General features: G+C 68.1%; 12 protein-coding genes. 4 read left to right on the top strand and 8 right to left on the bottom strand.

The features are described 5' to 3' along the window. Positions 1 to 90: 90 nt before the first annotated feature. From M2351_RS04355 to M2351_RS04335, 5 genes are all read right to left on the bottom strand, one after another. A complete protein-coding gene (locus tag M2351_RS04355) occupies positions 91 to 828 on the bottom strand; it encodes an IS1 family transposase (protein ID WP_264654917.1) in 738 nt (245 codons plus the stop codon). Positions 829 to 980: 152 nt separating this feature from the next. Continuing rightward, on the bottom strand, positions 981 to 2180 hold the full coding sequence (locus tag M2351_RS04350; RefSeq protein WP_264654291.1) for an IS256 family transposase: 1200 nt from the start codon (positions 2178 to 2180) through the stop codon (positions 981 to 983). A 246-nt stretch (positions 2181 to 2426) separates the two neighbouring features. Further along, entirely contained in the window at positions 2427 to 4112 is a 1686-nt protein-coding gene (locus M2351_RS04345; protein ID WP_264654916.1) for a tetratricopeptide repeat protein, read from the bottom strand. Positions 4113 to 4216: 104 nt separating this feature from the next. Continuing rightward, positions 4217 to 5161 (bottom strand): anti-sigma factor family protein, encoded by a 945-nt coding sequence (locus M2351_RS04340; RefSeq protein ID WP_264654915.1) that lies wholly within the window; start codon positions 5159 to 5161, stop codon positions 4217 to 4219. Beyond that, positions 5161 to 5673 carry a sigma-70 family RNA polymerase sigma factor gene (locus M2351_RS04335; RefSeq protein WP_264654914.1) on the bottom strand — a complete coding sequence of 171 codons (513 nt, stop codon included), beginning with the start codon at positions 5671 to 5673 and terminating at the stop codon, positions 5161 to 5163. Before M2351_RS04335 ends, M2351_RS04340 begins: the two co-directional genes overlap by 1 nt. Positions 5674 to 6062: 389 nt before the next feature. On the opposite strand from M2351_RS04335, the gene M2351_RS04330 reads away from it, so the two are divergent. Beyond that, positions 6063 to 6359, top strand: coding sequence for a DNA-binding protein (locus tag M2351_RS04330; protein WP_264654913.1), 297 nt, complete (start codon positions 6063 to 6065; stop codon positions 6357 to 6359). Positions 6360 to 6422: 63 nt separating this feature from the next. Here the strand turns inward: M2351_RS04330 and M2351_RS04325 are convergent, their stop codons facing one another. Together M2351_RS04325 and M2351_RS04320 are read right to left on the bottom strand one after the other, a co-directional pair. Then, positions 6423 to 8345 carry a propionyl-CoA synthetase gene (locus tag M2351_RS04325; RefSeq protein ID WP_264654912.1) on the bottom strand — a complete coding sequence of 641 codons (1923 nt, stop codon included), beginning with the start codon at positions 8343 to 8345 and terminating at the stop codon, positions 6423 to 6425. 165 nt (positions 8346 to 8510) lie between these two features. Further along, a complete protein-coding gene (locus tag M2351_RS04320; protein WP_264654911.1) occupies positions 8511 to 9647 on the bottom strand; it encodes an extracellular catalytic domain type 1 short-chain-length polyhydroxyalkanoate depolymerase in 1137 nt (378 codons plus the stop codon). Positions 9648 to 9924: 277 nt separating this feature from the next. Between M2351_RS04320 and M2351_RS04315 the strand changes: the two genes are divergently transcribed. From M2351_RS04315 to M2351_RS04305, 3 genes are all read left to right on the top strand, one after another. After that, the gene (locus M2351_RS04315) at positions 9925 to 10281 is read left to right on the top strand and encodes a hypothetical protein (RefSeq protein ID WP_264654910.1); all 357 of its coding nucleotides are present in this window, start codon (positions 9925 to 9927) and stop codon (positions 10279 to 10281) included. A 120-nt stretch (positions 10282 to 10401) separates the two neighbouring features. Next, a complete protein-coding gene (locus tag M2351_RS04310; protein WP_264656835.1) occupies positions 10402 to 12207 on the top strand; it encodes a M3 family oligoendopeptidase in 1806 nt (601 codons plus the stop codon). 102 nt (positions 12208 to 12309) lie between these two features. After that, on the top strand, positions 12310 to 12714 hold the full coding sequence (locus tag M2351_RS04305) for a bacteriohemerythrin (RefSeq protein ID WP_264654909.1): 405 nt from the start codon (positions 12310 to 12312) through the stop codon (positions 12712 to 12714). Between the two features lie 231 nt (positions 12715 to 12945). Here the strand turns inward: M2351_RS04305 and M2351_RS04300 are convergent, their stop codons facing one another. Beyond that, on the bottom strand, positions 12946 to 14127 hold the full coding sequence (locus M2351_RS04300) for an ABC transporter substrate-binding protein (RefSeq protein ID WP_264654908.1): 1182 nt from the start codon (positions 14125 to 14127) through the stop codon (positions 12946 to 12948). Positions 14128 to 14288: the final 161 nt, after the last annotated feature.

Below are 14288 nucleotides of genomic sequence, written 5' to 3'. Positions count from 1 at the left end.
TGTTAGTTGTTTACTGGGTGGGGGGCGCGCTGTTGATCCTGCACCGGTGCCGGTTCCCATCAGGAAGGTGTCACGGGGTAACGACGCAGTTTAGGCAAGAGCCTTGCGCTGGAGCGAAATGCCGGGAAGCCGGTGCATTTCTGGCCGGGCCTCATCGTTGCCATGGAGATGGGCAAACAGGGCCATACGGCGGTTCACCATGGCCTTGCTCTTGGAGACGATGATCGACTTGCGGCGGCAGGTTCCGACCCAATGCCGCTGGCGGCCATTGTTGCGCTCCAGGGCGACACTCTGGTCCTTGCCCTGATAATGCCGCCCGATCGGGAGAACCGTGTCGTAGACGGCGAACTGATCGGTGCAAAACAGGCGTGCGCCCCAGCGTTGCAGACGCTCGTACAGACGCCGGAAGGTGGCTTCGTCGCGCTTGCCGCATTCCCAGTCGATCAGGCGTCCTCTGTCGCGGTCGTACGCCTTCCAGATCCAGAGTTTCTGCGCCTTGCAGCCGAGATAATGCCACATCTCGTCGATCTCGATGACGTTGGCCGGCTCCGGAATCGGCTTGGAGCAATGCCGGTCCACATACTGGCAGACCCAACGCAGCACGGACTGGCCGGTCGTGCCGAGCAACTTGCCGACGGCGCGCAACGACAGCCCATGCCCGTACAGCGTCACCGCCGCTTGCTTCGTCGGCTCCGGCACCGTCGTGTCCGGCAGGCGCGTGAACTGGAAGCCGCACCTGCGGCACAACCAACGTTGTTTGCCCAGCACGTGGCCGGATTTCACCACCCGCACGCTGCCGCAGCGCGGGCACCACGGTCGTTCACCCAAATCGACCCTTCCTCGTAGAATGAGCCGATTACATGGGATGCGTCGTTATCCCGTGACACCCTCCCCATCAGGCGCGTCAATGCGGTGATCGTGCCCCGAGGCGTGGTGTCTGAGGGGGCCTCTGTGCTCTTCGGCGGGTTGAGGCCGCCGGTCTACTCCGCTGCGATGGACAGCGGATCAGGGGTGTGAGGGTGGCACAGCTCGGCCAGGCTTTCCATGGTCATGTAGCGCCGGGCCACCGCCCATTCATCATGCTGCTCCAGCAGCAAGGCGCCGACGAGGCGCACAACCGCCCCTTCGCCAGGGAAGATGCCGACGACGTTGGTGCGCCGCTTGATCTCGCCATTCAGCCGCTCCAGAGGATTCGTGCTGTGCAATTTGGTGCGCAGGTCCTTGGGGTACTTCATGTAGGCCAGCACGTCGAACTCCGCCTCGTCCATCAGCGCCGCCAGCTTGGAAAAGCGCGGCCGCAGGCTGTCGGCCACCCGGCGCCACTGCTCATGCGCCGCCTCAGCGGTCTCCTGGGCAAAGGCGGTGCGAATGGTGGCCGCGACCATCGTCTGGTGCGCCTTGCCGACGCAGGCGAGGAGATTCCTCATGCAATGAACACGACAGCGTTGAAGTGTGGCGCCCAGCACCTTGGAAGCGGCGGCCTTCAGCCCGAGATGCGCATCGGCGATCACCAGCTTTACGCCGCGTAGGCCCCGGCGGGTGAGGGTGCGCAGGAAATCGGTCCAGAAGGTCTCGGCTTCCGACAGCCCGAGGCCGAGCCCCAGCACCTCGCGCCGGCCATCGCTGTTGACGCCGATGGCCAGTATGGCGGCGAGCGAGACGATGCGGCCGTCCTGGCGCACTTTCACGTAGGTCGCATCCAGCCACACAAAGGGCCAGTCGCCTTCCAGCGGCCGGTTCAGGAACGCCTGCACGCGCTCGTCGATGTCCTGGCACAGGCGGCTGACCTGGCTCTTGGAGATGCCGGTCATGCCCATCGCCTTGACCAGATCATCGACGTTGCGCGTCGAGATGCCCTGCACGTAGGCCTCCTGAATCACCGCGATTAGCGCCTTCTCCGCGGTGCGGCGCGGCTCCAGGAAGGCCGGGAAGTAGGAGCCGCGCCGCAGCTTGGGGATGCGCAGGTCGATGGCCCCGGCGCGCGTCTCCCAGGTCCGCTCCCGGTAGCCGTTGCGCTTGGTCTGGCGGTCCTCGCTGCGTTCGCCATACCCGGCGCCGCACAGGCTCTCCACCTCCAGCTCCATCAGGCGCTGGGCGGCGAAGCCGACCATCTCGCGCAGAAAGTCGGCATCGGCGCTCTTCCCAATCAGCTCCTGAAGAGCGATCCTGTCCTCGGTCATCGTGGTCTCCGTCTTGGTTGATGGTCGTTAAGCAACCTCAACTTAGCCGAAGAACACGGTGACCGCCGCTCCCGAACGGCCGGCCCGCCTGCGCCAGCTATGGGGGAGCGCTCCGGCGGGCCAGCCTCACGCCTCAGACACCACGCGGTGGGACGCGATCAATGCGGTGTGTCCTGGCCCTAAGCCTTCACTGGGATAGCGGTGGAATTACAGCTGCGGGATAGGGAGACGGCTGCGGCGAGAGCATCAGGGCCGACGCACGCGGCCCTCTTCAACTATCGCGGCCAAATCCCCGCGCAACCGCTCCACCGGGTCGGACCAGTCGCCGAAGCTGGATTGGCGGTAGAGGCGCGCGGTCGGGTACCAGGGGGTGTCGGGGCGGTGGCGGAGCCAGCGCCACTCCGCGCCTTGGTCGAGCAGGACGGCCACCGGGCGGCCGAGCGCGCCGGCGAGGTGGGTGACCGAGGTGTCCACGCTGACCACCATGTCCAGCGCCTGGAGGATCGCCGCGGTGTCGGCGTAGTCGCGGATCTCCGCGCCGAGGTCGAGCAGAGCGCCGGGCGGGGAGACGCGGTCGAGGTCGGCGCGGCCGGGGCCGACCTGGAGGGCGATGGGGGTCACGCCGGGGATGGTCGTCAGGGGCAGCAGGGGCTCCAGCCCCGGCGAGCGCTGGCGGTGGTAGGGCAAGGCGGTGGAGCCGGACCAGACCAGACCGACCCGCAAGCCCGGCACATCCGCCAGCCGATCGGCCCAGCGGCGGGCGGCGGCTTCCGGCGCGCGCAGGTAGGGGACGGTGGCCGGGACGCTGTCCAGGTCGGTGCCCATGCGGTGCATCAGGCTCATGACGTGGATCTGCGCGTCGTGCTCCGGCAGGGGGCCGTCGTGGTCGGAGACGCCGTCCACCACGCCGGAGGCGCGGAACAGCTCGAACAGCGGGAACTGCCCGTGGAACAGCACGCGCATCCCCCGCGCCCGCAGCAACGGGGTGTAGCGGATGAACTGGATCGCGTCGCCGATGCCGCGGTCGGCGTGGACCAGCAGGGTCTGGCCCGGCCGCACCACCCCATCCCAGGCCGGGCGGTCGAAGCGGCGGGGCGGCGCGAAGTGCGGCAGGGTGAGGCGCGCCTCGTAGGCCGCGGCGCCCTCGCGCAGGCGGCCGGTCAGCATCAGCAGCGTGCCCTGCCCGGCCCGCGCCTCGGCAAGGTCGGGGGCGAGACGAAGCGCGCGGACGAAGGCGGTTGCCGCGTCCTCCACAGCGTGGCGGCCCAGATGGCGGCCCAGCGCGGCGAAGCCCAGGTTGGCCCAGACTCCTGCTGCTGCGGGGTCGAGCACCGCCGCGCGGCGCAGGGCCGGGCGCGCCTCGTCCTGGCGCCACGCCTCCAGCAGGGCCGAGCCGGCGGCCAGCCAGGCCGGGGCGGTACCGCGCAGCGTGGCGAGCCGGGCGAAGGCGTCCGCGGCCTCGTCGCGCTGGCCGGCTTTGGACAGGGTCTCGGCGCGGTTGTTCAGGGCACGGGCGTGGTCCGGCGCCAGGGTCAGGGCGAGGCGGTAGAGCGGCAGCGCGGCGGTGGGGCCGGATAGAGTCAGGGTCAGGTCGGCGAGGTCGCAGGCCAGGTCAGCGGACAGGGCGCCGCGGCGGGCGGCCTGGGCCAGGAGGTGGCGGGCCTCGGCCGGGCGGTTCTGGCGCTTCAGGCACTCGGCGAGGCTGCGCGCGTAGGCGGGGTTGGCCGGCGCGCAGGCTGCGGCGCGGCGGAAGCGGGGCTCGGCCGCCGCGGCGTCGCCGGCGGAGATCGCCAGGACGCCGAGGATGTTCCAGGCCTCACCATGGTCCGGCGCCAGCGCCAACGCGCGGGCGAGCCGGTCGCAGGCGAGCGCGGGCTCGCTCCGTTGCAGGGCCTGGACTCCGGCGCGCAGGAACTCGACGACAGCGTTCATGCGCGGGACTGTACGCGGTTCCGCGGCCAGCAAAAAGCCCCCAGTCCCCGACGGGTTGGCGGAGACTGAAGGCTTTTTGGGGGGCTTTGCGGGCGCGGGTGGGCTTAGCTGTCCTTGGGCTTCTGCGTGTCGCTGATCGGCTGGACGCCGTTCTGTTGCTGCTCCGGCGGGTGCTGCTGGTCCTGGGGCTGCTGCTGCGGGTTCTGCTGTTGCTGCGGCGGCGGGTCGCGGCGCGGCGGGCCGGCCTTTACGTCGTTGAAGACGGCCTCGGCGATGCCCAGCAGTTCCTCCTTCGCCAGCCGGCCGGCCAGCGCGTAGGCGAGCGAGCCCTCGACCCAGTAGATGGTCGCCACGTCGCCGTTCTGGGTGAAGCCGAACTTCGCCGGGTTGCCGGCCTGCGGGGCGCCCACGAACAGGGTGACGCGCTTGTTGGCGTCGTTGACGTACATGTACTGCGCGCCCGCACCCAGGTCGGTCGGCAGCGAGCGGCCGCCGATCAGGCGGAAGCCGACCTTCTCCAGGTTTGGGCCGAAGACGTCGCGCCCCACCCGCTTGGACAGCCAGCTGTTCAGCTCGTCCTGGTTGTCGGCGTTCAGCTCGACCTGGAAACGCTCGTCGGAGGTGTAGAAGCGGTGGGCCTGGGTGGCCTCCTCCGCGAAGGTCTGGAGCGTCTGGCGCTGCTGCACGGCGGGCGAGGTGCCGACCGCGCTGCGGCCCATCCAGCCGCCGCCTGCACCCGCGACCACCAGCATCACCGCGGCAGCCATGCGGACCCACGGCTTCGCGTGCCAGGCCGGGACGTTGTCGTTGCCGGCCACGCGGCCGCGCAGCTTCTCCGTCAGGTCATGCACCGGGTCGCTGGCCGATTCGCGCAGCACGGGGTCGAACAGCTCGTGCAGAAGTGCTGCCTGGGCGCGGTAATCCTCCGCCCGCTGCGCGGCCTCCGAATCGTCGGCCAACCATCGCTCCACGACCAATCGGCGGTCAGGGTTGAGCTGGCCGTCCACATAGGCGTGCAGTTCGTCGTCCGTTACGCGTTGCGCGTTCATCACTTCACCCGTCTGAGGGTCACAGAGCCCTCGTTCGCCAGCTTCGCCCTGACCGCCTCGCGCGCCCGCGAGAGGCGCGACATGACGGTCCCGATCGGCACGCCGAGCATCTCGGCGACCTCCTCGTACTTCAGGCCCTCCAGCGCCACCAGCAGCAGCACCTTGCGCTGCTCCTCCGGCAGTTCGTCGAGCGCGCGCATCATCTCGCGCAGTTCCACCCGTTCTTCCTGCCGCGCCGGCGTGACCAGCTTCGACTCCACGCTGTCCACGTCGACCTCGTCGGGTCGCGCGGCCTTGGAGCGGACCTGATTGACGTGGACGTTGTGCAGGATGGTGAAAAGCCAAGCCCGCAGGTTCGTCCCCGCCTTGAAGGTGTCGGCGCGCGCCACCGCGCGCGTCAGCGCCTCCTGCACCAGATCCTCGGCATCCGACCGGTTGCGCAGCAGCGCCCGCGCGTAGCGGCGCAACGACGCAATGTGGACTTCCAGCTCGACCCCGAACTTGCTGCTCAACCGCGCACCCGATCGTTAACGGTGGCGCCACGGCAGGCCGGTTCGGCTCGCCCATGGCGCCCCTTCAAGTAGGAACACGCGGCGTTGCATCCCAGGGCAGAGGGCCGGTGAGGACCCGGTATGCCTGGGTGAACGCACGCCGTATCCGGTTTATTCCAGACTTTGATGGGCGTGCAGCAAAAATTCGGCGGAAAGGTGGCAAGGCTCCGGCCAGCCCACACAATCGCTCGGTTATTTCGGATGCGCAACGGGACTAATCGGACAGGTGGTGGGCCGCCGAGGTATGTCTTTTGCGCCCCGCGGGTGAGGCGGAGCTTGTGGCAAATCGCCGCTGCGTGCGGATTTATGGTCCCGTGCGCGGGGTGTGCGGGGAAAATGGAGCCACCGCCATGAACCGCCACCACGACCCCATCGAGATCCTGATCACCGCCCGCCATCTGGAAGCGCAGGGCATCCGCCCGACCGCGCGCATGGTGCGGCTGGCGCTGGGCGGCGGGAGCACGGCGGCGATCACCCAAGCCCTGGCCGCGGCGGAGTTGACCCCGCTGGAGGAACTGATCCGCCGCCGCCGCGCCGCGCTGGACCTGGAACTGACCGACGCCCGCCGCGCCCTCGCCGAACTGGAGGCGGAGCAGGCGCGGTTGGATGAGATGGAAAAGTCGTTGAAGGCGTTGGTGAAGGACTGACCAAAAGCAAAGCCCCTCCCCCGGATTGAGGCCGGGGAAGGGGCTTGTCTCAGGACAGGGGCGTTACTGGGCGCCGCTGTGGGCCTTGGCGTAGCCGAGCGACTGAAGGGCTTCGGCGATTTCCGGCAGGATGCCCGGATCGTCGATGGTCGCAGGGGCCTTGTAGTCCTGGTCGTCGGCGATCTTCTGCATGGTGCCGCGCAGGATCTTGCCCGACCGGGTCTTCGGCAGGCGCTCCACCACCACGGCGCGCTTGAAGTCGGCGACCGGGCCGATCTGCTCGCGCACCAGCTGGACGACTTCCTTCACGATGTCCTCGTGCGGGCGGGTCACGCCGGCCTTCAGGCACAGGAAGCCCAGCGGCACCTGCCCCTTCAGGTCGTCGGCCACGCCGATCACCGCGCATTCCGCCACGTCCTTGTGGCTGGACAGCACCTCCTCCATCGCGCCCGTGGACAGGCGGTGGCCGGCCACGTTGATGATGTCGTCGGTGCGGGCCATGATGTAGACGTAGCCGTCGTCGTCGATGAAGCCCGCGTCGCCGGTCTGGTAATAGCCGGGATAATCGGACAAATAGGACTTCTTGTAGCGATCATCCGCGTTCCACAGCGTCGGCAGCGTGCCCGGAGGCAGCGGCAGCTTCACGCAGATGGCGCCGATGTCGCCGCGCGGCACTTCCTTGTTCTCCGCGTTCAGGATCTGCACGTCCCAGCCCGGCATCGGGCGGGTGGCGGAACCGTACTTGATCGGGAACAGGTGCACGCCGAGCGGGTTGCCGGAGATCGCCCAGCCGGTCTCCGTCTGCCACCAGTGGTCGATCACCGGGACGTTCAGGTTGTCTTCCGCCCAGTGCAGCGTGTCGGGGTCCGACCGCTCGCCGGCCAGGAACAGGGCGCGGAAGTGCGACAGGTCGTACTTCTTCAGCAACTCCGCGTTCGGGTCCTCGCGCTTGATGGCGCGGAAGGCTGTGGGGGCGGTGAAGAGCGTGCCGATCTTGTGCTGCTCGATGACGCGCCAGAAGGTGCCGGCGTCCGGCGTGCCGACCGGCTTGCCCTCGAACACCACGGTGGTGCAGCCGTGCAGGAGCGGGCCGTAGACGATGTAGGAGTGGCCGACCACCCAGCCCACGTCCGACGCGGCCCAGTACACCTCGCCCGGCTGGACGTTGTAGATGTTCTTCATCGTCCACTTCAGCGCCACGGCGTGGCCGCCGTTGTCGCGGATGACGCCCTTCGGCTGGCCCGTCGTGCCGGAGGTGTAGAGGATGTAGAGCGGGTCGGTCGCGGCGACCGGCACGCACTCCGCCGGCTCCGCCTTCGCCACGGCCTCCGCCCAGTCCACGTCGCGGCCCTCGACCAGGGTCGCGGTTTCCTGCGGGCGCTGGTAGACGACGACGGCCTGGGGCTTGTGCTCCGCCTGTTCGATGGCGGCGTCGAGCATCGGCTTGTACTTGACGACGCGGTTCGGCTCGATGCCGCAGGAGGCCGACACGATGGCCTTCGGCTTGGCGTCGTTGATGCGGGTCGCCAGCTCATGCGGGGCGAAGCCGCCGAACACCACGGAATGCACGGCACCCAGGCGCGCGCAGGCCAGCATGGCGACCAGAGACTGGGGGATCATCGGCATGTAGAGGATGACGCGGTCGCCCTTCTCCACCCCCTGGGCGCGCAGCGCGCCGGCGAAGCGGGCGACCTGGTCCTGCAGTTCCGCGTAGGTGATGGACTGGACGGTCTTGGTGACCGGGCTGTCGTAGATGATCGCGGCCTGCGCGCCGCGCCCGGCCTCCACATGGCGGTCCACCGCGTTGTAGCAGGTGTTCAGCACACCGCCGGTGAACCAGCGGTAGAAGGGCGCGTTGCTGTCGTCCAGCACCTTGTCCCAACGCTTGATCCAGGTGATGTCCTCCGCGGCCTCCCCCCAGAAGCCGTCCGGGTCGGACAGGGACCGTGCGTGGATCTGGTTGTAGAGATCGGCTGAGCTGCTCATCGGGCGCCCCTTATATTTTGCTTTGGTTCGCGTTTCTCCGCAGCCGCGCAATGAACGGTCGCGCAGCAGGCCCAATCTGCGACAAAGATGGCCCACTTGGCAAAGGGCATTGCGGAAGGTGCGGCGGGCTGTCGCACCACTTTTTGCGGTGCGCCGCAGGCCTCGTCACGGCGTGAGGTGGAAGAAGTCGGCGGCCAGCGCCGCGCCGCAAAAGCCCACGTCTTCGATGTAGGTCTTCTTTTCCGACGCGCGCACGCGGCCGCAGGGGCGGTTCGGATCGCCGGTCGCGATGGGCATGACGTGGCCAACCCCCGCCAGCAGTACGGATTCCACCCACAGGTCGTTGGCGCCCGCGGGCGCGTAGCCCTTCCGCACGGCGCGGTCCGGCCAGGAGGGCTCCTGCCCGATGACCGTGGGCCGGTCCGCCGGCAGCCCGTGGAAGGCCGTCCACTGGTTGGTCAGGTACAGGGCGTTCGCCGGGTCGACGGTGCAGTCGGCCGTTCCCTGGACGATCAGCACGCGCGGGCTTCCCTTGGGGCTTCCCTTGGGGTGCGACGCCCGCTGCACGGCCTTCGCCCATTCCCGGCTGTCATAGCCGCCGGTCCGCGCCTTCACTTCGCCGCAGGCGCGCATGACGGAGATGCCGCAGAGGGACGCGGCGGACGTCATGCTCTGGGCGCACAGAGCCGGCACGCCCGCGAACAGCGCCCCGCCCGCGAAGACTTGCGGATAGTCGGCAAGCAGCGTCGCGGCCATCCCCGCCCCGGCCGACAAGCCGCTGACGTAGATGTGCCCGTCCTCGATTCGGGAACCGGCGGGATCAAGCCCCTTGCCGGCGCGCAGCGCGTCGATCATGGAGACAATGGCGCCCGCCTCCCGCGGGACGCCGCCCTTCAGCGGGCTGGTCAGCCGGTCGGCGAAATTGAAACAGCCGAGCGGGTTGCCGTAGCGGGAGGCCCCGCCGACCATGGCGAAGAGATTGTGCTGCTGCTCCGGCAGAAGAACGATGAGGCCGTGGCGGTCGGCCACGTCCTGCCAGCCGGAATCGGTGAAGAAGGACGCCGCATCCTGCTCGCAGCCGTGCAGAAGGACCAGAAGCGGGGCCTTGCCACGCGCCTGCGCACCTGCGGACACGTAGACGGTCGCCTTGAGCGCGCTGCCCTGGGCGTTGAAGGCGTCGCCCGGCAGTTCGCTCCATTGCGCCTGGGCCGCCGGCATCGCCGGAACCTGTCCCGGCACAAGGGTCGACAAACCGATGATCGCCGCCGCCAGCGACGCGCGCAGCCATGCTCCCAGCGCCATGATGCCCTCTTTTTTCACCACGAGGGCCGATGATGCCGCCGATCGTGATCGCCGACAACACAAGACATGGCGCAATGATGGACCACGGGTCGGCCAATCTTCGGAAACAGACGTGCAATCATACTGCGGTATGTTATTCGTAGTCCCTGCGGTCACCCTTGGCATCTTCTTGAAAAGGACTGGACGGTCGTTCGGGAGAAAACCGCCGATGGAGAGCTTCGGCACTGCGGCCGGTTGTCGCTGGCCTAACCAGCGCCGGGACGCTATGCATGCGGGCATGAGCCTCGACCCGCCCATCACGGGAATCCGCCCGATCCTGACCGTCGTCCATCCCAACGGCGAACGGCTGATCGTGGCGCGGCTGACCAACCTCGGCGGGTCCAGCCAGTCCAACCGCTTCGTGCTGCGCCGCGCCGACTTCCGCGCCCCGTGGGAGCAGCCGGACAAGGGCTACTTCGGCTATGCGGAGGTCGCCCGCGCGCTGGACGCCAACGGCTGGCGCGGCTGCACCATCGAGGCGATGCCCACGGCGGACCTGGAAGAGCGGCGCGCCCGCCAACTCGCCCGCAAGAAGCTGCACCTGCAATGCGTGGAGGCGGCGATCCGCCGCGTGCAGGAAACCCCCGCAACCTGAGCCTTCCATCCCAAAGCCTTCCACCGGGCGGGCGCGGCGCTTATATCCCCTTCCAAGCACCGAACGGAGGGATTGATGAAGCGCAGCGCCGCGCAGCCGGACAGCAAAATGGCCGAAACCATGGCCCCGGACACCGCCGTGGCCAAAGGGGATGGGCCGGATTTGGGCACCCTGCCCTCGTGGGACCTGAACGACCTCTATCCCGGCATGGACTCGCCCGAGCTGAAGGCGGATTTGGACCGGATGGAGACCGCGTCCAAGGAGTTCCACACCACGTACGCCGGCAAGCTCGCCGGGCTGGACGGCAACGGCTTCGCCGCGGCGATCCGCGAGTACGAGCGCATCGACGAGGTGCTGTCGCGGATCATGTCCTTCGCCGGGCTGGTCTACAACGGCAACATGGTCGACCCGGCCATCGCCAAGTTCTACCAGTCGGCGCAGGAGCGGGTGAACGGCATCTCCACCCACCTCGTCTTCTTCACGCTGGAGATCAACCGGCTGGAGGAGCGCGACCTCGCCGCCAAGATGAAGGCGTCGAAGGATCTCGCCCGCTACGCCCCCTGGCTGCGCGACGTTCGGCTGTTCCGGGAGCACCAGCTGTCGGATGAGGTGGAGCGGCTGCTGCATGAGAAGCACGTCGTCGGCCGCTCCGCCTGGAACCGCCTGTTCGACGAGACGATTGCATCCTTGCGCTTCGCCATCGGCGGCAAGGAGCTGACCTGTGCGGAGGCGCTGAACCGCTTGTCCGACCGCGATCCGGCGGTGCGCAAGGAGGCCGGGGCGGTGATCGGCCGGACGTTGGGCGACAACATCCGCCTGTTCGCGCTGGTCACCAACACGCTGGCCAAGGACAAGGAGATCGACGACAAGTGGCGCAGCTACCCGCGCCCGGTCTCGGCCCGCAACCTGTCCAACCGCGTCGAGGACGAGGTGGTGGACGCGCTGGTTAAGGCGGTGAAGGACGCCTACCCCAGCCTGTCGCACCGCTATTACACCATGAAGGCGAAGTGGTTCGGGCAGGAGCACCTGGACTATTGGGACCGCAACGCGCCGCTGCCCGACGACACCGACCGCAGCATCCGCTGGGACGAGGCGCGCGACCTCGTGCTGGGCGCCTACGGGCGCTTCTCGCCGGAACTGGCGGGGCTCGGAAAGCGCTTCTTCGACAACGCCTGGATCGACGCGCCGGTGCGCCCCGGCAAGGCGCCCGGCGCCTTCGCGCACCCGACGGTGCCCAGCGTGCACCCGTACCTGCTGGTGAACTACCAGGGCAAGACGCGCGACGTGATGACGCTGGCGCACGAGCTTGGGCACGGCGTGCACCAGATCCTGGCCGGCAAGCAGGGCCACCTGCTGTCCGACACGCCGCTGACCCTGGCCGAGACGGCGTCGGTGTTCGGCGAGATGCTGACCTTCCGCGCCCTGCTGGATGCGGAAACCGATCCGAAGCGCCGCAAGATCATGCTGGCGACCAAGGTCGAGGACATGCTGAACACGGTGGTCCGCCAAATCGCCTTCTTCGACTTCGAACAGCGCGTCCACACGGAGCGCGCCGGGGGCGAGCTGACGGCGGAACGGTTGGGCGAGATCTGGATGGCGGTGCAGACGGAGAGCCTGGGCCCAGCGCTGCGCTTCGACGAGGGGTATCGGCACTACTGGTCCTACATCCCGCACTTCATCCACTCGCCCTTCTACGTGTACGCGTACGCCTTCGGCGACTGCCTCGTGAACTCGCTGTACGCCGTGTACCAGGACGCCGAGAAGGGCTTCGCGGAGAAGTACCTGGCCATGCTGTCGGCCGGCGGCACGCTGCGCCACAAGGAGCTGCTGGCCCCCTTCGGCTTGGACGCCAGCGACCCGGCCTTCTGGCAGAAGGGGCTGGGCGTCATCCGCGGCTTCGTGGACGAGTTGGAAAAGGAAGATTGAAAAAGGCCTAAATGTCCCGGGCCGGGTTGACGGACGTCAAGAATCCCTGATCGCGGTGTGGGTATGGTGGTTTCCAACAATCCTTCCCTTCCGGAGACCAGCATGCCCGCCATCGCCGCCATTCCCGCCTGGGATTCCTCCCTTGAGGTCGGCAACGCCATCATCGACGCCGACCACAAGGAAACGGTCGAGCTTCTGGCCGAGGCCGCCCAGGCCTCCGACGCCGAGTTGCCCGCCCATTTCAAGGCCTTCGCCCAGCACCTCCGCGAGCATCTCGCGCGTGAGGAGGAACTGATGCACCAGTACGGCTTCCCGCCCACGCCCATCCATGTGCACGAGCACAACCGCGTGCGGCTGGAACTGGAGGGAATCGAGAAGCGGATGGCGATGGGCAACCTGGCGCTGGTCCGCGGCTACCTGACCGAGATCGTGCCGGAGTGGTTCGTGAACCACAAGAATACCATGGACAGCGCCACCGCGTCGTGGATCCGCAGCCAGGGGGGTTGAGGGGGGCGGGGGCGGGTGGGAAGTGGTTGCATTGGGCCCCCACCCTAACCCTCCCCCATCTTCGACGGGGGAGGGAACTCCGCCGTTCCGACGCCAAAACCCCTCCCCCCGCTCTCGGCGGACCCAAGGGTCCGCCTGACGCGTCAGCGCAAGCTTCGCTTGCGCGAGAGCGAAGTGGGGGAGGACGGGTAGGGGCCCAGCGCAACCACCTCCCCACCACCCCCCGTCACATCACCCCTTCACGAACGGACAAGTACTCTTCTCCAGCGGCAAAAACGCCTCACCCGCCGGGATGCTGCGGATGGGGGTGTAGTAGTCCCAGGGGCCCTTGCTCTCCGCCTTGCCCTTCACTTGGTAGAGCGTGAGGTCGTACAGCACGCGGCCGTCCTTGCGGACGCTGCCGGGACGGCCGAAATAGTCGGTCGGCATCGCCTTCATCCTGGCGGTCACCGGCTCCGCCTCGGTCGTGCCGGCCTCCTTCACTGCCTTCAGCCAATGCAGCGTGGCGAGATAGGTGTTTGCCTGCTCCTTCGACGGCACCTTGCCGTGGCGGTCGAGAAAGCGCTTCGACCAGGCGCGGGTCTGGTCGTTCTGGTCCCAGTAGAAGCTTTCCGTCACGTAGAGCCCCTTGGCGAGGTCGAGGCCGAGGGAATGCACGTCGGTGATGAAGACGATGTAGCCGACCAGGGTCTGCCCGCCGGCCGGCAGGCCGAATTCGGCCGCCTGCTTGATCGCCGTGATGGTGTCGGACCCGACGTTGGCCAGCGCCACCACCTTCGCCCCGCTGCCCTGCGCGCTCAGCAGGTAGGAGCCGAAGTCGCTGGTGCCGATGGGGTGCTTCACGCCGCCGACCACCGTGCCGCCGGCCTGCTTGATGGCCTCGGTCGCCGCCTTTTCCATGGCGGCGCCGAAGGCGAAGTCGGCGGTGATGAAGAACCAGCTCTTGCCACCCGACTCCACGACCGCCCTGGTCGTTCCGACCGCCAGGGCGTTGGTGTCGTCCGCCCAGTGGATCGTGTAGGGGGAACACTGGGCGTTGGTCAGCTCCGTCGTCGTGGCGGCGCTGATCATCAGGACCTTCTTCTTCTCGCGCGCCACCGACTGGACGGCCAGCGCCACCGACGAGACGGGGATGTCGGTCACCATGTCCACGCCGTCCACGTCGAACCACTGGCGCACGATGTTGGAGGCGACGTCCGGCTTGTTCTGCATGTCGGCGGAGACGACCTCGATGGGACGGCCGAGCACCGATCCGCCGAAGTCCTCCACGGCCATCTTAGCGGCCAGCGTGGCCCCGGTGCCGCCGATGTCCGACGCGAAGCCCTGCTCGTCCGCCAGCACGCCGATCTTCACCTGCTTGGCGCCTTGCGCGGCGGCGCTGCCGGCGACCAATGCCAACGCAATGGGCGCCAAGACAGCGAATGCCCTTACCCGCAGCCTCATGTTTCCTCCTCCCACTCATCCTTGGGGGCCGTTCGGCCCCTCATTCGTAGGCATGGTATCATTTGAAACTGCTGAGCCAATCATCAATGAGCCCCCCTCTTGCCAAGGTGAGGGTCGACCACCACTCCTTT

Source organism: Azospirillum canadense, from assembly GCF_025961225.1.
Lineage (GTDB): Bacteria > Pseudomonadota > Alphaproteobacteria > Azospirillales > Azospirillaceae > Azospirillum > Azospirillum canadense.
The sequence above is the reverse complement of the archived record's forward strand: the minus strand, read 5'-3'. Positions and strand labels throughout refer to the sequence as shown.

Coding starts and splice junctions, on each gene's coding strand:
- M2351_RS04310 (WP_264656835.1), top strand. CDS start 10,402: ATGGCCCCGGACACCGCCGTGGCCAAAGGGGATGGGCCGGATTTGGGC.
- M2351_RS04330 (WP_264654913.1), top strand. CDS start 6,063: ATGAACCGCCACCACGACCCCATCGAGATCCTGATCACCGCCCGCCAT.
- M2351_RS04305 (WP_264654909.1), top strand. CDS start 12,310: ATGCCCGCCATCGCCGCCATTCCCGCCTGGGATTCCTCCCTTGAGGTC.
- M2351_RS04350 (WP_264654291.1), bottom strand. CDS start 2,180: ATGACCGAGGACAGGATCGCTCTTCAGGAGCTGATTGGGAAGAGCGCC.
- M2351_RS04345 (WP_264654916.1), bottom strand. CDS start 4,112: ATGAACGCTGTCGTCGAGTTCCTGCGCGCCGGAGTCCAGGCCCTGCAA.
- M2351_RS04325 (WP_264654912.1), bottom strand. CDS start 8,345: ATGAGCAGCTCAGCCGATCTCTACAACCAGATCCACGCACGGTCCCTG.
- M2351_RS04320 (WP_264654911.1), bottom strand. CDS start 9,647: ATGGCGCTGGGAGCATGGCTGCGCGCGTCGCTGGCGGCGGCGATCATC.
- M2351_RS04340 (WP_264654915.1), bottom strand. CDS start 5,161: ATGAACGCGCAACGCGTAACGGACGACGAACTGCACGCCTATGTGGAC.
- M2351_RS04315 (WP_264654910.1), top strand. CDS start 9,925: ATGAGCCTCGACCCGCCCATCACGGGAATCCGCCCGATCCTGACCGTC.